Origin of the sequence: Propionispora hippei DSM 15287 (assembly GCF_900141835.1) — a bacterium.
In the GTDB taxonomy this organism is placed as follows: domain Bacteria; phylum Bacillota; class Negativicutes; order Propionisporales; family Propionisporaceae; genus Propionispora; species Propionispora hippei.
On the sequence record NZ_FQZD01000044.1, the window covers coordinates 1 to 19,688 of the forward strand.

A 19,688-nucleotide genomic window follows, 5' to 3' on the forward strand; every position below is an offset into this window, starting at 1 on the left:
GTCCTGAGAGTCGGCATAGTTGTTAGCGGAGGTTAAAGTCTTCTGGCTCTGAGAGTCAGTATAGTTATTAGCGGAGGTTAGAGTCTTCTGGTCCTGAGAGTCGGCATAACTCTTGGCGGAGTCTAATGTTTTCTTATCCTGAGAATCAACATATTTTATGTCAGCTTTATTAGCTTCTAATTTGTCAATTCGAGAGTTTGGAATAGGATCTTTGCAATCGTTGTTACCTACTAATTCTTCATAGGCTAGGTTGCCTTTATCTTTATCTGAAGGACCCTTATCTCCTGAGTTTGCCCAGGCTGGAACTGTGTAGAAGCTTTGTAATGAGATGCATAGTGCCAGTGCGGCAACTTTGGCACGTTTTGATGTACTCAATTTTTCATATACCTCCCTGATTTGTTTACGTTTTTAAGAAAGGGAATAGGGAATACCAGTGTAGAGTTACAGGATTATAAAAATCATAGATCACCTCCGGTGTGACAAGTACCCGCATCATAAAGTGTCCAAGTTTCCTTTATCATGCTGAACATAAGTAGGGATGGATAAAGAGAGGTATGTAACCGCCATCATGTCCTGGGTATTCCATTTATATACATAATTGGTATTGAATATGACGAGGGGAATAAAAAAACAACTGCTTTACATAGCAGTTGTTTTCACAGAAAAAAATTAATTGTTGTTCGATACTTCGATTCCATTGATAAAGACATGCTCAACTTTGGTGGATACTGCAAAGGGAGGGCCATCCAGTATAACAAGGTCGGCATCTTTACCTGGCTCGATACTGCCTACCCGGTCGCTGACACCGATAATTTCGGCTGCCGATAAGGTAATGGCTCTTAAGGCGACAGCTTCCGGCAAGCCTTCCCGGATGGCCAGAGCAGCTTCTAAGCGCAGGCTGCTGACCGGCAGGAAGGGATGATCGGTAATCAGGGCAATCTTAACGCCGGCTTGGTGCAAAATAGCCGGGGTCCGGTAAGTCCGGTCCTTAAGTTCCACCTTGACCCGGGCAGTGATGGAAGGGCCAACGGTGGCCGCTATTGAGCGGCGGGCCAGTTCTTCGGCAATTTTGTGAGCCGAGGTGGCATGTTCGATGGTTAGTTTCAGTCCGAATTCATCGGCAATACGGATGGCGGTCATAATGTCGTCGGCGGCATGGGCATGGGCTCGCAAGGGAATTTCACCATGCAATAGCATCAGTAAAGCTTCCATTTTCAGGTCCCGGCCCACTTTGCCTTTGGCCAGGTCTTTCTCATAATTTAAGGCGGCGATCAGGTTTTCCCGGATCATAGCGGCAATAGTCATCCGGGTGGAAGGAGCCCGGTCTTTTTTCATGTACATTTGGATCGGATTTTCACCAAAGGCCATTTTCATACCGGCCGGTTGGCGCATGATCATGTGGTCGATCACTTTGCCATAGGTTTTGATGGCAATGCTTTGGCCGCCAATGACATTTTCACTGCCCGGTGTGACAATTATGGTCGTGGTACCGGAGGTATAGGCGTCTTCCAGACCGCGGTCTTCCGGATTGATGCCGTCCAGAGCCCGCAAATGAGGGCATACAGGCTGATTGACTTCGTTTTTATCAATATGAGCTGTTCCCACTGCCTCCTCGGCAATACCCAAGTGAGTATGGCAGTCTATGAGGCCGGGAATAATGACTTTATTCGTGGCATTAAGACACAAGGCGTCGTGTGGTATAGCCAGGCGGCTGCCGACGGCCAGAAATTTTCCCTGATCGATTAACAGACAGGCGTTAGGCACGATATCACCGGATACGGTATAAACGGTCCCGCCGAGAATAGCCAGCATAAGCAAGTCCTCCTGATAAATAGTACCTTTGTAGCATGTCCGGTCCAGTGATTTTTATGTGAGGCTTTAGGACGTGTATTCAAACTATCCGAAACGCTCCTGGCAGCATTTTTGTGCCATACTTCGTTAACGTTTTTTTGAAATAGGGGCCGCTATTCCCGAAAATCTTGCCTTGTCTGGCGCAAAATCACTCGTTATGGATCATTCCGTTAATTTGAAGACACGCTCTAGGAGAAGAGTTGCGGGGCGCCGACGGGTATAGTATAATTTACCTGAAAGATAAATAACTGATGAGTCATGATAATCCACGAATGAGAGAGCCTTTCTCATTGTGGATTTTTTAATCAGGAAGGATAAAGTATGAAAAAATCGCCGGAAGAACTAGCCCTTCCTTTGTGGCTGTGCCAGGAGCGTCCGCCGGCGTGGCCGGAAGCGTCGAGCAGGCGGTGGCTGCGCGTTCATTATCTGGAGAAAACCTGGCGGTCTATTCAGAATGTTTTGCTAAGCGACGGCGAACAGGAAAAGCTGCTTGATCGCAACGGATTATTGCAGCGACTGGAGCCACGCAGCAAGATGCTGGGGAGTTTTTTGCTACTCATTGCACTGGCCGGGGCGCAGCAAGTGCTGACGCTCTGTTTGCTGCATGGTTTATTATGTATTCTGGCCGGCGTTTCACGGATAGGGTGGCGCTATTACGGCCGGCGTGTACTGCTGCCGACGCTGCTATTTAGCGGCTGGCTATTGTTGCCCGCTTTGACCGGCCATATTGTTCCGGGTGAGGCTTTGTTTAGTTTAACCGGACCGTCGGGTTATGTATTGACAATAACCCGGCCGGGAGTAACGGCAGCGGAGACGGTTTTACTGCGTGCGGCCGGTTCTATAGGAACGGTGCTGCTGGTTATGGCGACTACCCGTTGGGATACGCTGACCAAAGCACTTGCCTGTATGGGAGTGCCTTGCTCCCTGGTCATGGTATTGGATATGACATACCGTTATTTATTTTTGTTTTTACAGCTTTTAGAGGAATATATTATGGGTAGAAAGAGCCGTATGGTGGCAGGGGAAGATCAAAAAAACAGCCGGGAATGGATTGGTTTGGCTTTAGCCGGCTTTTTCCGGATGGCTATGGAATACAGCAGGGAGATCGAAGCGGCCATGCGGGAAAGGGGCTATTCCGGGCGGTATTCATATCAGCCGCTGGGCAAGCTGCGATTGGCTGACACGGTTTTTCCGGCGCTGATGCTTGTTATTTGTCTTAGTGTATGGGGGAGTTGAGTATGCCATCACCATTGTTTGCCCTGGATAAGCTTAGCTATGAATATCAGCCGGGGAAAAAAGCGCTTGTCGATGTAACGCTGCAAATTATGCCGGGAGAAAAGGTAGTATTGCTGGGGCCTAATGGCTGCGGTAAATCAACCTTGCAAAAGCTGCTGTCAGGGCTATTGTTTGCCACAGGTGGCTCGCTACAGGTTTTTGGCCGGCAAATTAATGAACGTACGATGGGAGATAAAGCTTTTGCCGCTATTTTCCGGCAAAGGGTAGGTTTTGTGTTTCAAAATTCCGATGTGCAAATGTTCTGTTCCAGTGTGCTTGATGAAATTATGTTCGGTCCGCTGGCAATGGGGATGACCGCCAGCCAGGCAAGGCAACGGGCGACAGAGCTTATGGAATTAATCGGAATTGGCGGGTTGGCCGGACGGCTACCCCATCATTTAAGCGGCGGTGAGAAGAAAAAGGTTATAATCGCCGCCATATTGGCAACCAATCCTGAGGTGTTGCTCTTTGATGAGCCGACTAACGGTTTAGACCCCCGGACGCAGCGCTGGATGATACAGTTGCTGCAGCAACTGCAGCGTCAGGGAAAAACCTTAATTACGGCCACGCATTGTCTGGAGCTGGTGCCGGAGCTGGCGGACCGGGTGATTGTCATTAATGAGCAGCACCGGTTGGCTGCCGACGGTGAAGCCATTGATATTTTACGGAATAAAAAGCTGCTGCTGGCGGCTAATGTGATTGATGAAAGGTATCATATTCATGCGCACGGCGCCGATGCTGCCGTGCATATCCATCAGGAGGACCGATAATATGACTGAGGAGTGTTGTTGGTATGATCGCCTGGCTGCCGTTTTAACCCGTCGAAGCGGTAAAATTCATGGCGATAGCGACGGTTTTCGCCGGGCAGCGGTATTAATTCCATTAGTAAAAACCGGCGACAGTACGGCGGTTCTATTTGAGATACGGTCAATGGAGCTGTTGGCTCATGCCGGTGAAATTTGTTTTCCCGGCGGGCGGATCGAGGCAACGGATCATGATATTTGCCAGGCCGCTTTAAGGGAAACAGAAGAGGAGCTTAATATCGCGGCCGATCGCATTCGTCTGATTGGCGCCATGGATATGGTAGCCAGTCCCACCGGCAATATTTTGTATCCGGTGGTGGGCGTGCTCGAGGATATGGAAGGCATTAGGCCGAATCAGGAAGTAGCCGAATATTTTACCGTTCCCTTGCCATATTTACTGAATGTCCAGCCGAAGCAAGGCAAGCTGGAAATGGCTACCCGGCCGTTAGATGAAGATTCGCTGAGTGCATTTCCGGCTGAATACGAGCTGGATTGGAAAAGCCGGCGCATGTTTCCGGTATTTTCCTATCAGTATGAAGATAAGAAGATTTGGGGATTGACGGCTGGTGTTCTGCACAATTTTATAGCTCTGTGCCGCGATTTGGCCATAAAATAAGCCCTCCAATGTGGAGGGCTTTGTTTTTTTAGATTATATGCGGACGACTTGATCAATGCGCCAGTTTTGTCCATGAACAGCTTGGTTGTAGAGCTCGGTAATGGTTTCAAACAGGGTGCTTTTTTTTACGGTCCGTTTTTTGGTCAACAGGGAGAATTTGAACCATCGGCCTTCCCGGGAAAGCTGATAATTAGCTTTGTTGATCTCCAATTGGATGGTTTTGGTTGGGGAATGCAGTAAAGCGTCCTCCAGCAGCTTAACAGAGGGTCCATCGAGTGGCGGCGTGGGAATCGACAAGCGGTCTCTAAGATCTTTCAATATCAACACGCTCCCTTGTTATAGATGTAGTTATTTAACGAATATTATAACATTTCTGAAAGATAAATGCCTGTTGCTAAAACAGGGTAAAATGATCGTCTGCTCCATTTATAGCAAAGAGTAACCGGATTCTTGTAGATTATGCAGTATTTTAAATAAATTTCTTGTAAACGTCAAACATTAGCTTTCTTCTTAGGCCGGAGATGATGTTACGCGGCAAAGGCTTGCTTGATTTTCGGTGCGGGCGACAGCTTGTTTTGATGTATAAGAAACGGGTAAGCGCCGATACTAATAGTAAGTAAGCATAGAAAGGGTGAAGAGTTTGCGCTGTAAAAAAACAACGATCCTATGGGTTGTATTGGTTACCATTTTTGCTTTGCTGCTGACAGCCGGTTGCGGCGGCACAAAGTCACCGGCTCCCAAGCCGCTTCAGGGGTCTGATCCCAATACTAATGTAGCGCAATCTGACGGACGTTTGATTATCGGTTATTACGAGAATCCCTGGCCGGGTACTCCGGATAAGACCGGATCATTTCCAAGTATGAAAACATATGCCAAGAGTATGTCCGGTGTAGGTCCCTTTTGGTACCGGGCCAATCAGGACGGAACATTGGAGGCCAAGGACAGTCAACTGGTATATGATACGGCCCGCGGTTTGAATCTCAAAATGTTTCCGCTGGTTACCAACAAGTCCGGTGCGACCGATACTATTTTAGGGGATGCCAGTGTACGTACCAAGGTAACGGATAACATTGTTAAGCTGGTACAGGAAAAGCAGTATGACGGTATCAATATCGACTTTGAATTGCTGCAGCCTAAGCATCGCGATAATCTTACCGCTTTTATGGCTGAATTGTACCCTAAGATGAAGGCCTTGAATAAGACCTTGATTATTTCGGTATTTCCTCAGGTAGATGTAGCGGAGGATGTTTCCGGAGCTTATAATTATCCGGAGCTGGCTAAGTATGCCGATTATCTTCAGATTATGACCTATGATCATCACTGGTCGACTTCGCCGCCCGGACCGATTGCCCCGATTGACTGGTATGAAAAAAATATAAAGTATGCCATCGAACAATGTGGCGGTCCCCAGAAGGTACTGGTCGGCTTGGGTGCCTATGGCTATGACTGGTCAAAGGATAAGGAAACAGAAACGGTCACTTACGTGGACTCCATTGTCCGGGCTGAGCAAAACGGAGCAAAGGTGCTTTTCGATGACAACAGCAAGTCGCCGTATGTTAAGTACGGTAATCATGAAATATGGTTTGAAAATGCCGAAAGTACTTCCGCGAAGCTGGATGTGATTGCAAAATACAAACCGGCGGGAATTGCCATTTGGCGTTTGGGGCAGGAACAACCGGATATTTGGCCGTTAATTGATCAGAAATTTCCTAAGAAGCAATAAAAAAATCACCTGCCGCCAACAGTCGGCAGGTGATTTTTGAAAGGTGTGCAATATATACTGGTAGAGGCTGTCTGTGTCAGGCGGTCTAGATGGATAGGAACAAGGAGGCGGCTATATGGAACAAAGAGTGATAACGGTAGAGGGAATGAGCTGCGGTCATTGCAAAGCGGCAGTGGAAAGAGCCGTACTTGCTTTACCGGGGGTTATTGCAGCCACCGTAAACTTGGAGGAGAAAAAGCTTGCTTTGGATTATGATAACAGTCGGGTTACTTTAGTCCAGATTGCATCAGCTATAGAAGAAGAAGGCTATACGGTTGTTTCACGCTAAAACAGCGAAGCGGCATCGGAGTAATCCAATGCCGCTTCGCTGTTTTGTTTAATAATGCTTATGAGTCAAAGTCAATAATGAAGTGTTCAGGGTTTTTGTCTAAGTTCAATTCAAGCAGTTGATTGAGGTGGGTGCTGTCTTCATCAGCCAAAATCCGTACGACCGGTATAGTGTTATTGGGACCGGTCATTTCCACAATCAAGCCAAGCTGATTATTATTCAGCTTTACTGTTGAGCCCAAGGGATAAGCGGCAATGCTTTTCGTAAAATGAGCTACGATTTCGGGATTAAAATAAGTGCCGGCCGCTTTATTAAGGATCGCTGCCGCATAGTACACCGGTGTAGGTTTCCGGTGGGGCAGGCCGGTAATCAGACGGTCATAGACATCGGCAATGCTGATAATTTGCGCATATTCATGGATCACATCGCCGGAAATTCCCATGGGATACCCGCTGCCGTCCCAGCGCTCGTGATGCTGGAAGCAAGCATTTATAATATCCATGGATAAGGACGTATTTTCTTTGAGAATTTCCAGGGTATAAAACGGATGTTGCCGGTATTCTTCCTTTTCCTGGGCAGTCAGTCGCCGGGGGAACTGAGCAGATAATCTTTTGGTGAATTTTATCTTTCCCACATCATGCAGCATGGCGGCCAGGCCGAGTTCTTCCAGGCGTTGGGTGTCATAGCCCATGGCGGTTCCGGTAAGTACTGACAGCAGGCAGGTATTGACGGCATGGGAGAACATATAATCTTCTTTTTGGCGAATATCCATCAGGTGATGCATTGTTTCCGGATTGTCCAGAATCCGGGTGACCAGATTGCTGACAAGAACTTTGATCTTATCCAAGGGCACGCCCTTGCCGAGCCGGAAATCATGGATGACTTTCCGTGCCGTCTGCTTGGCTTGTTGGCGAAGTTCAGTCTGGGACGGCTCTTTTGCGGGAGACGGAGCAGGGGGCGCATCGTCAATGTATAGATAAGTAATGCCTTGATTGCGCAGATATTCGATATATCTTTGTTTAAGTTCAATTCCCTCATGCAGCAGTACGGTTCGGTCCGGCGCGACCAGCGCCTGGGACAGATGCATGCCGGGCTTAAGAGCATTTAATGGGATACGGCGCATGCAAGTACCTCCTTGTAGTAAGATGGTCATCAGTGTCTATATCTATTGTGCGGCATAAGCCAAGGGTTAAATCGGGCGCATAGACTGGCTGGTTTCCTTGTGCCTCGCCGGCGTACATGATTTAGTGATATAACATATATAATATTCTACAAGGGATAGCGTTTTCTTTTAATTTTCGGAAGTATTTAAGAAAAGGGATATGGCAGGCTGTTTATTCCCGGCAAATACCGGATAAGCTACCGCTGGCGGGAACGCATGCTTTCATTGGATCGGGTGCCGCGACATAATCCAGGCCCCATTGGCACATGGTTGTTAAAATGGGTAGAATGGTCCTGCCGGCATGGGTCAATGAATATTCAACCTTCGGCGGTACCTGAGTGTATACAAAGCGTTTGACTAAGCCGTCCTGCTCCAGCTCCCGAAGTTGTTGGGTCAACATTTTCTGGGTAATTTTCGGCAAGGCCTTTTTTAATTCACTAAAGCGCAGGATATTTTCTCCCAAGTGCCAGAGGATCAGAGACTTCCATTTGCCGCCGATTAATTCTAGCGTTAATTCCATAGGGCACTGGTATTCAGTATTGCGAAAAGTAAGCAAGGGAATAAACCTCCAAAATAGTATAAATTTGCAACACGGGCTATTTATAGTATATAAAAAGATACTATGGAACTAATAAGTGCGTACTTGCTAATATATATATTACTATGTAATATTATAGCATGTAGAAACAGTGTTTGCAGCAACTGTAAATAGATCGTAAGATAAGGCTTAAAAGGGATATTGGAGAAGACTTGGAAATCCTCAGTTTTAGCCAAGGCCGTTCTGGCGCTGGCCTAATAAAAAATTTATGCTGGAGGGAATTGAGTGTGGTTAAAGAGGTACGGTATAACGAATATGCTAAACAGGCTCTGGACATGATCCCCAAGGGAGCATTTTTAACAACCGCGGCGGGTGAGGCAGTCAATACGATGACCATAGGCTGGGGGGCGATCAGCCATATTTGGCAGAAGCCGGTATTTATAGTTCTGGTGCGGCCATCCCGTTATACTTATGAACTGATTGAGAACAGCTCGGAATTTACGGTAAGCGTCCCACTACATGACGATATGAAGAAAGCATTGGCATTGTGCGGCACCAAATCAGGACGGGATATGGATAAAATCAAAGCCGCCGGCTTAAGCGTGTTGCCGGGGCAAAAGGTCGGGGTACCGGTCATTAGCGGCGCCGGCCTGCATTTTGAATGTAAAATCGTCTACAAGCAAAAGATGGACCCATCCCTGTTTGACCCAGGTCTGGCAAAGACCTGCTATCCAGAAGGGGATTATCACACGCTGTATTACGGTGAAATTGTGGCTTGCTACCAGGAAGCGTAAGCGGTAATTAACCGGGTTATATTGGAAAAGAGCGAACTGAGACAGAAACTGTTTGCCGTCGTGAAAGATATAAATAGTGTAATAAAATAAAAGTATGCGTTCCGTAAATAAATGCGGAACGCATACTTTTATTTTGGAAATGTCTGCCTGAAGGTGTCACTTTGTTTATGGGCAATTACAGGAGACGGTGTACATGGTATAATGAAGTTGCATAGATTGGTATATTTGCCGCTTTGATGAAAAGACCGGCTGGTGGAGCACCAGGTTATGCGGATATAATCAGTGGTTGCCCATAGGCCACAGCGCTATGGCGGCAGATATTACTCCGGTTGGCCAACCTTTTTCACCGGAAAATAAATTTGGGTGATAAAAGAGGCCGCCGCAGGTGCTTCCATAGGTCCTTTAAGATATTGCTCATAAGGAGGGGCAGCCATTTCATAGTTGTTTTCGGCAAGCCATTCTGTGAGTTTGGCGTAGACATGGGGCAGGTTGGAGTAGGGGCCTTGGCAAGTCGCTGTTGCACAGAGGCCGCCGGGCAGGATGCGGGTATGGGCGTTTTGCTCCTGAACCGGCAGAGCGACCTCCGTATCGTTATCGGCCGGATCAAATTCCTTGTCATGATAGATCGACATAGGAGGTCCGGCAAGCGGCAGGTTTTGCGAGCAGGCCAACTCGAACAGTTTGCCGATATAGGTGCCGTAGTCTTCGACGCTCATCCGCTGCCGGCTATGCAAAATAGGTTGTGGTTTTACTTCCACTAAGGTGACCTGAATTTCGTCCAGGAAAGACATAATATCAACTCCTCTTTCTAAATGTAAAATGTCCATTGTCAGCCGGTGTTCCAGGGTTTTATAGTAGTCAATCCTAGCCTGGAGCTCCTGCTTTTTAACAGTGATTTTTTCCAGCAGGTATTTTTTGTCGGTGGAAGCAAGTAAAAATACAATTTCATCGAGTGAAAAACAGTAATCCTTAAGCCTGGTAATCAGTAATAACTGACGGAGCTGTGAAACATCATAAAACCGGTAGCCCGTAGCCGGGTGAGTGTGGACGGGTTTTAACAGTCCGATACTGTCGTAATGACGTAAGGTTCTGGTTGTAACTCCGCAAATTTTAGAGAATTCTCCAATGGAAAGCACATTTGCACCTCGAATCCTGATATTGTAGCACTAGCTTGCTATTAGTATAAGACTTTACGTTACGTCAATGTCAATATCGGTATATAAAAAATCTGGATATTGCATAGTTGAAAAAAGGAAAATGCATGTGATCAACGCAGGTAAAGATCGAAGGTTTACGATTGATGAGGAAGATGTTGCCGCGTCACTCACACTATTTTCTTAAGAAGCGGCAGACTCTTTCAGGAGTATTGTTTACGATAAAAAAAAACGGGGGCAACAACGCATTGGTTGTTTACCTCCATAGATACTCACAAGCTAAACTTTACCATAGCAGCAAGACAACACTAACTACAAAGTTGTGTGGGTGCCGTCACAATAAGGTGATTTCTTCGTTTGTTTACAGGCGCACAAATAGACTGTTTGATCTTTTTCGGCGGTAAATGCTAAGGGTTGGAAGGAAGTACCTTTGTGCGAGCCGTTACAAAAAGGCTGATTTGAACTCTTTCCACAAGCACACCAATAATAGGTTTGCCCTTGCTTGACTTCCACCGGAAGCGGAGATTTTTGGCTGATTACCGGTTTTTCCATGATGATTCCTCCTGTAAATGAATTTTTCCATCAGTCAATAATGGAAATTATTGATCATTTTCTTTGTTTTTTTCGATAATCCTTTAATTATCTTATGTTTTGTTAATTGACAGTGAGCAGCAGTCCCGGCTGGACTGCAATAAATCAATGGAGGGATTTTTGCGTGCGGGAGTATCAGGACAAAGCGGAATTGCTTGCGACAATAGAAAAAACTTACCGGCTGTTTGCCGGCGAGTTTGATGAGGTGCCGGCTGACAAAATAAATGTCAGGCTTCCCGCCGTGGATAAAACACCGCAGGAAATGCTGGCTTACCAGCTTGGTTGGCTGGCGTTGGTTATGAGCTGGGAGCAGGACGAGCTTCAGGGGAAAACCGTCGTTACTCCTTCCCCGGACTATAAGTGGAACCAACTGGGGTTGTTATATCAAAGCTTTTATGCCGAATACAGCTCCTATTCCTTACAGCAATTACGGACCTTGCTGGATGAGCGGGTTACCCTGTGGTGTGCCTGGATCGCCGGGTTAAGTGAGGCCGAATTGTTTACTCCCGGTGTGCGCCGCTGGACGGTGACCAGCGCCAACTGGCCGCTGTGGAAATGGCTGCACATTAACTCGGTCGCCCCCTTCATGAGCTTTAGAACGAAAATCCGAAAGTGGAAGAAGAACTTATGAGCTTTTATTTAGATGGATATGCCCAGATGTTGAATTTTTTGCTTTCCGGCACGCTATTAGGGTTGGTATCCGGTATTTCGCCAGGTCCGCTGTTTGCCATGGTTATTTCCCAGACGTTACAGTACGGTCTGCGGGAAGGGGCTAAGCTGGCCCTTTCCCCGCTGATCACCGATTTGCCGATTGTTTTGGGGTCGGCATTGGTATTGTCTAATTTGTATGGACACAAATCGCTGCTGGGAATGATCTCATTGGCTGGTGGCTTGTTTTTGTTATTCATGGCCTGGGGAAATTTGAAAACTGAAGGGATCGGCCAGTCCTTTGCCGAGGGGGAGACAAACTCCCTGGTAAAGGGTGTGATGATTAACGCCTTAAGCCCCCATCCCTATCTATTTTGGATTACCGTGGGGACGCCGCTGCTGGTCGCTGCCTATGTGCAAAGCAGCTGGTATGCCGGCGGCTTTCTTGTCAGTTTCTATGCGGCGCTGGTTGGGGCAAAGCTGTTGCTGGCCGTGTTGGTAAACCACTCCCGGAATCTTTTACAAGGCAAGGCTTATTTGTATACGATGAAATTTCTGGGGTTGGTCTTGTTTGTTTTTGCCATCATTCTTTTTAAAGACGGGATTGATTTTATAAGAGGATAGGGAGTGAAGACAGACTACTAGTCTGAAAATACACCACAGTCCTTTCAAAGGGGGAATATAGATGCTGCATGTCGGAATTTTTCTGTTTAACGACGTAGAACTGTTGGACTTTGCCGGACCTTATGAGGTTTTCACTGTAGCGGTTGGGCTGCAGGAGGGGCTGGTGGGCCGGGTATTTACGATTAGTGAAGACGGGGCGGCTGTCCGGTCGGTCAATGGGCTGCAGGTTATACCGGATTATGCGTTTAACGATCATCCACCCATAGACGTGCTGGTTGTGCCAGGAGGAAATGGGACGAAAGCGGAAATGAATAAATCTAAAGTTTTGCAATGGCTAAAAAAACAATATGAAGCTTCCCGCCTTACTATGTCTGTTTGTTCCGGCACCAGACTGCTGGGCAAATTGGGTTTGCTTGATCATTTAACCTATACGACCCACCATGAAGTTATGCCCGATATGGCGACTATTGCTCCGCTGGCGACGGTGGAAAAAGGCGTAAGGTTTGTTGATAACGGCAAGCTTCTGACCTCTGCCGGAATTTCCGCCGGTATAGAACTGTCACTTCATTTGGTGGCAAAGCTGTGGAGAAAAGAAATTGCCCATCGCACAGCTATATATATGGAGTATGGAAACTGGGAAGAATTGCGTCGTAAATAAAAGGGCAATTCGATAAAAGTAGGATATTTATATACAAGAGAGTTAAAGCAAGCTGCTTTTTGCGAATAAAACGGGAAATGACAGAGGAATAAAAGTTTTTTCATGGTGGCGGTATTTAGACGGAAGGCTGCTTAAAAAAGCAATATATTCAACCGGAGGAGAGGTATTGCTATGAAAATTGAGCATGTCGCATTATATACCAATCGTTTAGAAGAATTGAAAGAGTTTTATACGACATATTTTAATGGCGAAGCAAACAATAAGTATGTAAATTCGCTAAAGGGCTTCGAGTCGTATTTTATTACCTTTGAATCAGGTGCCAGGCTGGAGCTTATGCGCCAACAGGGCATGGCGGAACGCAGCGCCAATACGGCTATAGGATTAGTCCATCTTGCCTTTTCAGTTGGCAGCAAAGAGAAAGTCGACGAATTAACCCAAAGATTGGAACAAGACGGCTTCAAAAGAATCAGCGGCCCCCGTTTAACGGGAGATGGTTATTACGAAAGTTGTATGTCGGACCCCGATAGCAATCTGGTGGAAATAACAATATAGGAAGAACGCTAGTGTTAGAAAGGAGAATGTAATGTTAGCGGATTATCATATTCATACACGACATTCCAACGATTCGTCCTATCCTATGCAAGATATGATTGAACAGGCAATCCGTTTGGGTCTGGAAGAGATTTGTATTACGGAGCATGCAGACTATCTTAGAAATGATCTTACCTACATAGTCAATTATGAAGAGTATCTGGCAGAATACCGCTGCCTTAAAGCTAAATATCGGGATCAGATCCGTATCCGGTTTGGAGTGGAGTTCGGCGTGCAAATGCATACGATCAAAGAATTTGAGCGTGATTTTGCCGCCTATCCGTTCGACTTCGTTATTTTATCAAACCATCAGATTGATGATCAGGAATTTTGGACAGGCGAGTATCAACAGGGAAAAACACAGCGAGAATACAACCGGGGATACTATCAGGCCATATTAGACGTAATTTCAAACTTTAAAAGCTATAGTGTCTTAGGTCATTTAGATATGATAAAGCGTTATGACCGGGCAGGCATATTCGATGACAAGATGAATGAGAAACTGATAAAAGACATTTTAAAATTGACCATTGCCGACGGCAAAGGGCTGGAGGTCAATACTTCCTGTTTTCGTTACGGACTGCCGGACCTTACCCCGTCGCGTACTATTTTAAGCTGGTATTATGAACTGGGCGGGACCATCCTTACGTTCGGTTCCGATTGTCATGAGGAAAACCAGTTGGGTAAGCAGCTTTTATATGCGAGAGAAGAGTTAAAGAAGATAGGGTTTAGACAGTTTTGTACCTTTGATAGAATGAATCCTATTTTCCACGGCCTATAGTGTGGTTTTCATAAATAAGACTCTAGCTAAAATATGTATTTTGGCAGGAGCTTCTTGGTTTTACAGGAATGTTATTTTTGTACTCCTATTTTAACGAGAGCAGAAGGGGGAGTTTTTATCATGTCGGATTTTATTACGCCGCCTGGACATATGAAGTTTCAGGCCAAGATGCTGGCTACAGATTTAAACGCTACCATATTGGATTCGGCAGTAGCCTATGTAGAGCCGGGTGGAGGCGGCCCGGCACCGTCGCATACGCATGAGAAGGATCACCTTTTTATAGTAGTTGACGGGTGCGCTACCATCAAGTTAGAAAATGAATCGGTTGTTTTAAAGAAGGATGAAACCTTATATGTAAAGGGTGCTGTCGAACACTCTGTATGGAACGAAACGAATCAATCATTAAAAATCATAAAGATAAATTGTATTCATAAATAGTCAAGCGTATTAATTTTGACGATAGAGTATCTTTTATAGCCCAAGAAGTGCTGACCTACAACATACTAAACAGGAAGTGGCCTGTTGCTTTGGGGGAGAACTAGTTATTCAATAAGGTAACCGACGGAGCCGCCAATTCCTGAGCATTTGTACCGGCTATTACTGTACATTACAAGCCATATAGATTTGTCTTTCCCAGTACCAGTGTTTATGTTGAGAACCCTGGGCAAACGGTTATAAAATAAGTATAAAAAAATGGAGCATGGTAGCTCCATTTTTTATACTTATTTTTCAGATACCGCTTGGTGCTTGGCATATAGGTAAATCTGACTTTGACAAGCTGTCTCAGATGTCACGGGCAGTGGAAGTTAGCTTGTCTGATCATTTTTTTACTTAATTATACAATAGGGTGTAGCGCAAGGAGCATCCAACAACAGTTTTAACTCTTCATCCAATTTTATCAATGTAATGGACATGCCCACCATGTCCATGGAAGTTGCATAGTTACCGACAAAGGATGCATGTACCGTTATTTCATGCTGTGCTAAAATTTGCGCAACCCGTCGATAGACAATATGTAGATCCATCAGGGGGAGTCCGCCCAACCCATTTACCAGGACATTGACTTCGTCCCCTTTCCAGAAGGGAAGGTCATTTAATATATAGGGCATAATTTTTTCAACGACCTTATCGGCTGCTTCTAATTTACCACGCTCGACACCCGGTTCGCCATGGATACCCATACCGATCTCCATATCGCCATCTTCCATTTTAAAAATCGGGCCGCCGATTGCGGGCAGGGTGGCTGATGAAAGCGCTACGCCCATAGATCGGGTATGATTATTTGCATGGATTGCAGCAGCTTTTACTTCATCCAAGCTGGCTCCTGTATCAGCTTTTGCGGCAGCTGCCTTGAATACGAAGAAGTCACCGGCAACGCCCCGCCGGCTGGAAAATGTTTTGGATGAGAATACATCGTCTGTTACTAATACGGTTTCTACCCGGATACCATCGGCTTCTGCCATTTCCACGGCCATATCAAAATTCATAACATCACCGGCGTAGTTTCCGTACAAGAACAGGCAGCCTTTTCCGGTATCGACAGCCTTGACGGAATTATAGCAAGGTTCCGGTGAGGGAGATGTATTGATGTTGCCAATGACTGCCGCATCTGCGAAGCCGGGGCCTACATAGCCTAAAAATAGGGGCTCATGCCCGGAACCGCCGCCGATAATAACGCCGACTTTATCTTTTACGGGTGCCGTTTTACTGACCACAACCCGCCCGTCGTGATCCAGCAGTGTAACGTATTTGCTATGGGCTAAAACAAAACCTTCTAACATTTCTTCCACCACGTTGTAAGGATCATTTACCAATCTTCTCATAACAAAACCTCCATAAAACGTTAATGTTTTAATGCCAGGAATAAGGTAACCCAGCCAAGGGGTTTGTTTCACCTCCCGCTACGTGAATTTACGTAAAACGCCAGCCGGAAACAGTGCGGCGTTTTATGTGATCTTTTAACCGGAGACTTCACAAAGTGCTGATAATATTATGGTATAATTTGCCAGTAGTACTTGTTATATTATATGGTAACTGATAATCCGGAAGAACCAGAAGGACAACTGTATAAAAAGACTTGGTAAATGAACTTTTAAAAGCAAGCGAGAACCTCTTTGTAAGGTCTGATAGTAAGTATTGCATGGGGTTCTCCTTGAATAGGTGCAGGAAAGGCATAAAATCAAACAGATGCCAATTCCATTTATAAAGGTATGTTGTTTTAGCGACCTATCTTGTGCGTGGTGTCCGCTATTTGTGGCGGAGTACTTTTTCGATCTGGCCGAGATAAATCCTATGAAAGGTTGTAGAATCTCTATAATATTCTTTAAACAGTTGCTGTGAATCAAATTGATCCTTTTCTACATCGGTATGATACACTTTTTTGCAGATAAAAATTGTTTTTGCCTCTTCAAAAAGAACTGTGTTTTCGAATGGAAGGGGATGCAGCCCCGATTCGGCCAGCTTATTACCTTCATTGCCATGCATTTTACCGCAAATCTGTAGGGCTGGATGCTGTGGAATATCGAAGAAAGATACTGTAAAGTAGTCATTGTTCGCTAAAAATTGATAGGAATACCTGTCGGGATGAACATATACCTGCATCATCGGCTTGAGAAAAAATTTCCCGCACATAACTCCGGTAATTGTCATCATGTTAAACCGCTCTTTGGTTCCGGCAGTTAAAAGCGCCCATTCCTCTATTTTCGTAAAAGGGTTAAAATCAAACTGTTTAAGCGTTACTTCCTCGAAATTCATAAAATATCCTCCTTGTGATAAATATTTAGTCCCAGTGTCTTAGAGTAAGCTGTGAGTGACGGGAGCAAAGGACAAGAGTATAGGCCATGAAGGTCTGATTGCTGTAATTCATGGCGCACTGGTCAGCGAACTAGAACGGTCAAGTATATATTCAATCCATGAAATGTTTGTATTATATAAGTATATACCTTCTGGAAAATCAATAGTATAATAGGTTGCAAAATTTCAGTTTTTGTGTCATGCCTATAGAGGCTTTTACTTTTGGTCATAGGCAGCACTTTCTATAAGGAGGCCCCTCATGTACCTACTGGCTGCGAACAGTAAAAAACCGCTCTATCAACAGCTTTACCAGCAAATGCGGGCTAAAATTTTAAGCGGTGAACTCAATGCACAGGCCAAGTTGCCCTCCAGCCGCCGTCTTGCGTCAGAGCTCCATATCAGCCGTAATACGGTGGATACCGCTTATCAGCAGCTCTTATCCGAAGGCTATATTGTGGGAAAAAGCCGTAGCGGCTATTATGTGGAAACACTTCGCAACACTAAATTGTCCGCCTTTGCGGAAGCGGCTCCGGATATGCCTTCCGGCCAATCGCAGCCGGACGGAATCTTATACGATTTCCGGTATGGTAATTTAAGCCCGCAAGTTTTTCCCTTTGGCCAATGGCAGCGGTTAACCAATCTCTGTCTGCGACAGGATAAAGATCAATTTTTAAATTACAGTGACGTTAGGGGTGAACCGGGACTACGCCAGGAACTGGTAAAATATTTGCATGAATACCGGGATGTCCGTTGTACCGCCGATCAAATATGGATTACTTCCGGAACGATTCCCTGCCTGATGCTTATCTGTCAGCTCCTTCGAACGGAGGCAAGTGCCATTGCCATGGAAGATCCGGGTTTCGCTGCTGCCCATTTGGCTTTTACCAATTATGGCTTTCAGGTGCCACTTATTCCGGTTAACAGCCACGGCATCAATGTTAAAGTCCTGCGGACTGTAACCGCTCAGGCGGCTTATGTGACTCCTTCGCACCAATTTCCGACGGGCCGTATTATGTCCATAACCAGGCGTTTGCAGCTTATTGACTGGGCCTTTGACCAGGATGCGCTGATTATTGAAGATGACTACAACTGCCATTTGCGCTATGACGTAAAACCGGCCCCGGCTTTGCAGGGCCTGGCGCCGGATAAGGTAATCTACATTGGCAGCTTTTCTAAAATTCTTTCGCCGTCCCTGCGGGTTGCCTTTATGGTATTGCCGGAAAAATTAGCGTTAAGTCTGCGGCAGAAAACAGAAAACTATGCCTGCTCGGTGCCGCTGCTCATCCAAAAACCTCTGGAACGGTTTTTACAGGAGAATCTCTTTGAGAGTCACATGCGGAAACTACTCCGTCATTTTAAGAAAAAGAGAGATAGCCTACTGCAGGCTTTACAAGAGCATTTCGGGGACACCATCACAGTGTCCGGAGTAAATGCCGGCCTCCATATCCTGCTGCAGCTCAATCAGCCGGTGTCCTCACAGGAACTGGTAGCCAGAGCGGCTAGGGCCGGTGTAGCTATTAACGGCGATAATCTCTGGGTGGAAGCCACCCCAGGAAAAGCGCACCGCGTTCTTTTGGGTTTCGGTGCCATTGCCAATGAGGATATTGATCCGGCGGTCCGTTTATTGCGCCAGGCCTGGCTTATCTGAGTCGGTCTAAGATCGGGCGTGACGCCGCGTACTGATACTACGGCAAGATGACAGGGTTCATGGTGTGCTAACTTGGCCTATTAACAGTAAACAGGGCTATGGAATGCGTAATTTCCATAGCCCTGCCTATTATATTGTCTGATGTTTTTTTGAAACTATACCGGATGCTAGAAGGATGATTCAATGGCCGCTACCGGGCACAGCTTGGCACACGGACCTATACCGACACACCGTTCTGGCTGAATCTCAAACTGTGTTTCGCCTTCGACAACCGCATGGAAAGGACAAAGCTTCGCGCACTTGCCACATTTGATACACTTATCGGTAATTGTGCGATGGATAGGCAGTCCAGCCAGTTTTCTTTGCACGCTTTTCCAGGCTTCGCCATATTCCAATATTTCGCCGGCTTTAAAAAAGGCGCTGCGTCCGGCTGTTTTATAGACGATGTGCATGGCAGCATCATAGCCGGCTGTAACGCCGGCCGCCGTAATAATGCGGCCGTTGTCAACAAACCGGTCATTTTTCTTCAGCGTGATGGTGGGATCAATAGCTGATAAATCATCAAAAGCCAGGTGGTGTGTTGTCACTGACAGCCCGCTAAGGAGCCCTGCCTTGGCTAGTAATACTGCTCCGCTGCATACGGATAAGGTAATAGCCGCTTTAGTGCTCTGTTTCTGCAGCCAGCTAATGACAGTAGTATTGGCCAGTTCTTCTGTGATTGTGCCGCCGGGAACAACCAAGATGTCGATCGCGGGGCAATCGTTAAAGGTGTATTCTGCCTTAAAACGCAGTCCTCCTGTTAAAGCCCGCAGATCTTTTTTAGTTTCACTGACAGTGAATACGTCATACATAGTATGTGAAGTTTGATATAGGGTAGTCCGCTTTTTAGACGGGGCAAGATCTACGGCGGAAAATACCTCATAGGGGCCAATAAAATCAGTTGCATCAGCACCGTCAAACAAAAAGATACCTACTTTGAGTGGTAATTCATTATTATCCATTGCTCAGAACCTCCAACACTTATTCATCTGTGCACATGATAGCTATATTAAATCATGCAAACTGCCACTGTAAAAGGGCCAGATTTTAAGAAGTGAGGGAGGCCAGTAA

At 46.0% G+C, this 19,688-nt stretch carries 23 protein-coding genes; 13 read left to right on the plus strand and 10 right to left on the minus strand.

Features of this window, described 5'->3' with window-relative positions; translation table 11 throughout:
• Together F3H20_RS17190 and F3H20_RS17195 are read right to left on the minus strand one after the other, a co-directional pair.
• A partial coding sequence (locus F3H20_RS17190) for a hypothetical protein (RefSeq protein WP_223191820.1) occupies positions 1-375 on the minus strand: 375 nt, incomplete at its 3' end.
• 294 nt (positions 376-669) lie between these two features.
• On the minus strand, positions 670-1,812 hold the full coding sequence (locus F3H20_RS17195) for an amidohydrolase (RefSeq protein WP_149736094.1): 1,143 nt from the start codon (positions 1,810-1,812) through the stop codon (positions 670-672).
• 360 nt (positions 1,813-2,172) lie between these two features.
• Between F3H20_RS17195 and cbiQ the strand changes: the two genes are divergently transcribed.
• Genes cbiQ through F3H20_RS17210 form a run of 3 tightly spaced genes read left to right on the plus strand, consistent with a single transcriptional unit; the run spans position 2,173 to position 4,545 of the window.
• Positions 2,173-3,087 carry a cobalt ECF transporter T component CbiQ gene (cbiQ, locus tag F3H20_RS17200; RefSeq protein ID WP_149736095.1) on the plus strand — a complete coding sequence of 305 codons (915 nt, stop codon included), beginning with the start codon at positions 2,173-2,175 and terminating at the stop codon, positions 3,085-3,087.
• A gap of 2 nt (positions 3,088-3,089) precedes the next feature.
• A complete protein-coding gene (locus tag F3H20_RS17205) occupies positions 3,090-3,896 on the plus strand; it encodes an energy-coupling factor ABC transporter ATP-binding protein (RefSeq protein ID WP_223191821.1) in 807 nt (268 codons plus the stop codon).
• A gap of 1 nt (position 3,897) precedes the next feature.
• Positions 3,898-4,545 (plus strand): NUDIX hydrolase, encoded by a 648-nt coding sequence (locus F3H20_RS17210; protein ID WP_188128390.1) that lies wholly within the window; start codon positions 3,898-3,900, stop codon positions 4,543-4,545.
• Between the two features lie 33 nt (positions 4,546-4,578).
• On the opposite strand, the gene F3H20_RS17215 is transcribed toward F3H20_RS17210, so the two are convergent.
• Positions 4,579-4,863 (minus strand): hypothetical protein, encoded by a 285-nt coding sequence (locus tag F3H20_RS17215; RefSeq protein WP_223191822.1) that lies wholly within the window; start codon positions 4,861-4,863, stop codon positions 4,579-4,581.
• A 313-nt stretch (positions 4,864-5,176) separates the two neighbouring features.
• Here F3H20_RS17215 and F3H20_RS17220 point away from each other — a divergent pair, with 313 nt between their 5' ends.
• Both F3H20_RS17220 and F3H20_RS17225 read left to right on the plus strand, forming a co-directional pair.
• Positions 5,177-6,268, plus strand: coding sequence for a glycosyl hydrolase family 18 protein (locus tag F3H20_RS17220; protein WP_394349578.1), 1,092 nt, complete (start codon positions 5,177-5,179; stop codon positions 6,266-6,268).
• A gap of 115 nt (positions 6,269-6,383) precedes the next feature.
• The gene (locus tag F3H20_RS17225) at positions 6,384-6,596 is read left to right on the plus strand and encodes a cation transporter (RefSeq protein ID WP_149736099.1); all 213 of its coding nucleotides are present in this window, start codon (positions 6,384-6,386) and stop codon (positions 6,594-6,596) included.
• A gap of 58 nt (positions 6,597-6,654) precedes the next feature.
• Here the strand turns inward: F3H20_RS17225 and F3H20_RS17230 are convergent, their stop codons facing one another.
• The gene (locus F3H20_RS17230) at positions 6,655-7,719 is read right to left on the minus strand and encodes an HD-GYP domain-containing protein (RefSeq protein ID WP_188128391.1); all 1,065 of its coding nucleotides are present in this window, start codon (positions 7,717-7,719) and stop codon (positions 6,655-6,657) included.
• Between the two features lie 211 nt (positions 7,720-7,930).
• Entirely contained in the window at positions 7,931-8,278 is a 348-nt protein-coding gene (locus F3H20_RS17235; RefSeq protein ID WP_188128394.1) for a winged helix-turn-helix transcriptional regulator, read from the minus strand.
• Between the two features lie 305 nt (positions 8,279-8,583).
• Between F3H20_RS17235 and F3H20_RS17240 the strand changes: the two genes are divergently transcribed.
• Entirely contained in the window at positions 8,584-9,090 is a 507-nt protein-coding gene (locus F3H20_RS17240) for a flavin reductase family protein (RefSeq protein WP_149736102.1), read from the plus strand.
• Positions 9,091-9,410: 320 nt separating this feature from the next.
• On the opposite strand, the gene F3H20_RS17245 is transcribed toward F3H20_RS17240, so the two are convergent.
• Together F3H20_RS17245 and F3H20_RS17250 are read right to left on the minus strand one after the other, a co-directional pair.
• Positions 9,411-10,226 carry a MerR family transcriptional regulator gene (locus F3H20_RS17245; RefSeq protein ID WP_149736103.1) on the minus strand — a complete coding sequence of 272 codons (816 nt, stop codon included), beginning with the start codon at positions 10,224-10,226 and terminating at the stop codon, positions 9,411-9,413.
• Between the two features lie 330 nt (positions 10,227-10,556).
• Positions 10,557-10,796 (minus strand): CDGSH iron-sulfur domain-containing protein, encoded by a 240-nt coding sequence (locus F3H20_RS17250; protein ID WP_188128392.1) that lies wholly within the window; start codon positions 10,794-10,796, stop codon positions 10,557-10,559.
• Positions 10,797-10,959: 163 nt separating this feature from the next.
• On the opposite strand from F3H20_RS17250, the gene F3H20_RS17255 reads away from it, so the two are divergent.
• The 6 genes from F3H20_RS17255 to F3H20_RS17280 all read left to right on the plus strand — a co-directional run bounded on the left by F3H20_RS17255 (position 10,960) and on the right by F3H20_RS17280 (position 14,575).
• The gene (locus F3H20_RS17255) at positions 10,960-11,466 is read left to right on the plus strand and encodes a ClbS/DfsB family four-helix bundle protein (protein ID WP_149736105.1); all 507 of its coding nucleotides are present in this window, start codon (positions 10,960-10,962) and stop codon (positions 11,464-11,466) included.
• Positions 11,463-12,107: a LysE family translocator gene (locus tag F3H20_RS17260; RefSeq protein ID WP_223191823.1), complete on the plus strand. Its 645-nt coding sequence runs from the start codon at positions 11,463-11,465 to the stop codon at positions 12,105-12,107. The genes F3H20_RS17255 and F3H20_RS17260 overlap by 4 nt, the downstream gene beginning before the upstream one ends.
• A 61-nt stretch (positions 12,108-12,168) precedes the next feature.
• Positions 12,169-12,765, plus strand: a complete 597-nt coding sequence (locus F3H20_RS17265) for a DJ-1/PfpI family protein (RefSeq protein WP_149736106.1) — start codon at positions 12,169-12,171, stop codon at positions 12,763-12,765.
• A 171-nt stretch (positions 12,766-12,936) separates the two neighbouring features.
• Positions 12,937-13,317, plus strand: a complete 381-nt coding sequence (locus tag F3H20_RS17270) for a VOC family protein (protein ID WP_149736107.1) — start codon at positions 12,937-12,939, stop codon at positions 13,315-13,317.
• Positions 13,318-13,348: 31 nt separating this feature from the next.
• Entirely contained in the window at positions 13,349-14,137 is a 789-nt protein-coding gene (locus F3H20_RS17275; RefSeq protein WP_149736108.1) for a histidinol-phosphatase HisJ family protein, read from the plus strand.
• A gap of 120 nt (positions 14,138-14,257) precedes the next feature.
• Complete coding sequence (locus tag F3H20_RS17280) at positions 14,258-14,575, plus strand: cupin domain-containing protein (RefSeq protein WP_188128393.1); 318 nt, start codon at positions 14,258-14,260, stop codon at positions 14,573-14,575.
• A 389-nt stretch (positions 14,576-14,964) separates the two neighbouring features.
• Here F3H20_RS17280 and F3H20_RS17285 read toward each other — a convergent pair whose 3' ends face one another.
• Positions 14,965-15,960 (minus strand): dihydroxyacetone kinase subunit DhaK, encoded by a 996-nt coding sequence (locus tag F3H20_RS17285; protein ID WP_149736110.1) that lies wholly within the window; start codon positions 15,958-15,960, stop codon positions 14,965-14,967.
• A gap of 424 nt (positions 15,961-16,384) precedes the next feature.
• Positions 16,385-16,891 carry a flavin reductase gene (locus F3H20_RS17290; protein ID WP_149736111.1) on the minus strand — a complete coding sequence of 169 codons (507 nt, stop codon included), beginning with the start codon at positions 16,889-16,891 and terminating at the stop codon, positions 16,385-16,387.
• A 298-nt stretch (positions 16,892-17,189) separates the two neighbouring features.
• Here F3H20_RS17290 and pdxR point away from each other — a divergent pair, with 298 nt between their 5' ends.
• Positions 17,190-18,578 carry a MocR-like pyridoxine biosynthesis transcription factor PdxR gene (gene pdxR, locus F3H20_RS17295; protein ID WP_149736112.1) on the plus strand — a complete coding sequence of 463 codons (1,389 nt, stop codon included), beginning with the start codon at positions 17,190-17,192 and terminating at the stop codon, positions 18,576-18,578.
• 167 nt (positions 18,579-18,745) lie between these two features.
• On the opposite strand, the gene F3H20_RS17300 is transcribed toward pdxR, so the two are convergent.
• The gene (locus F3H20_RS17300) at positions 18,746-19,579 is read right to left on the minus strand and encodes a DJ-1/PfpI family protein (protein WP_149736113.1); all 834 of its coding nucleotides are present in this window, start codon (positions 19,577-19,579) and stop codon (positions 18,746-18,748) included.
• Between the last annotated feature and the right edge of the window lie 109 nt (positions 19,580-19,688).

Coding starts and splice junctions, on each gene's coding strand:
- F3H20_RS17195 (WP_149736094.1), bottom strand. CDS start 1,812: ATGCTGGCTATTCTCGGCGGGACCGTTTATACCGTATCCGGTGATATC.
- cbiQ (WP_149736095.1), top strand. CDS start 2,173: ATGAAAAAATCGCCGGAAGAACTAGCCCTTCCTTTGTGGCTGTGCCAG.
- F3H20_RS17205 (WP_223191821.1), top strand. CDS start 3,090: ATGCCATCACCATTGTTTGCCCTGGATAAGCTTAGCTATGAATATCAG.
- F3H20_RS17210 (WP_188128390.1), top strand. CDS start 3,898: ATGACTGAGGAGTGTTGTTGGTATGATCGCCTGGCTGCCGTTTTAACC.
- F3H20_RS17225 (WP_149736099.1), top strand. CDS start 6,384: ATGGAACAAAGAGTGATAACGGTAGAGGGAATGAGCTGCGGTCATTGC.
- F3H20_RS17230 (WP_188128391.1), bottom strand. CDS start 7,719: ATGCGCCGTATCCCATTAAATGCTCTTAAGCCCGGCATGCATCTGTCC.
- F3H20_RS17235 (WP_188128394.1), bottom strand. CDS start 8,278: ATGGAATTAACGCTAGAATTAATCGGCGGCAAATGGAAGTCTCTGATC.
- F3H20_RS17250 (WP_188128392.1), bottom strand. CDS start 10,796: ATGGAAAAACCGGTAATCAGCCAAAAATCTCCGCTTCCGGTGGAAGTC.
- F3H20_RS17260 (WP_223191823.1), top strand. CDS start 11,463: ATGAGCTTTTATTTAGATGGATATGCCCAGATGTTGAATTTTTTGCTT.
- F3H20_RS17265 (WP_149736106.1), top strand. CDS start 12,169: ATGCTGCATGTCGGAATTTTTCTGTTTAACGACGTAGAACTGTTGGAC.
- F3H20_RS17270 (WP_149736107.1), top strand. CDS start 12,937: ATGAAAATTGAGCATGTCGCATTATATACCAATCGTTTAGAAGAATTG.
- F3H20_RS17275 (WP_149736108.1), top strand. CDS start 13,349: ATGTTAGCGGATTATCATATTCATACACGACATTCCAACGATTCGTCC.
- F3H20_RS17280 (WP_188128393.1), top strand. CDS start 14,258: ATGTCGGATTTTATTACGCCGCCTGGACATATGAAGTTTCAGGCCAAG.
- F3H20_RS17285 (WP_149736110.1), bottom strand. CDS start 15,960: ATGAGAAGATTGGTAAATGATCCTTACAACGTGGTGGAAGAAATGTTA.
- F3H20_RS17290 (WP_149736111.1), bottom strand. CDS start 16,891: ATGAATTTCGAGGAAGTAACGCTTAAACAGTTTGATTTTAACCCTTTT.
- pdxR (WP_149736112.1), top strand. CDS start 17,190: ATGTACCTACTGGCTGCGAACAGTAAAAAACCGCTCTATCAACAGCTT.
- F3H20_RS17300 (WP_149736113.1), bottom strand. CDS start 19,579: ATGGATAATAATGAATTACCACTCAAAGTAGGTATCTTTTTGTTTGAC.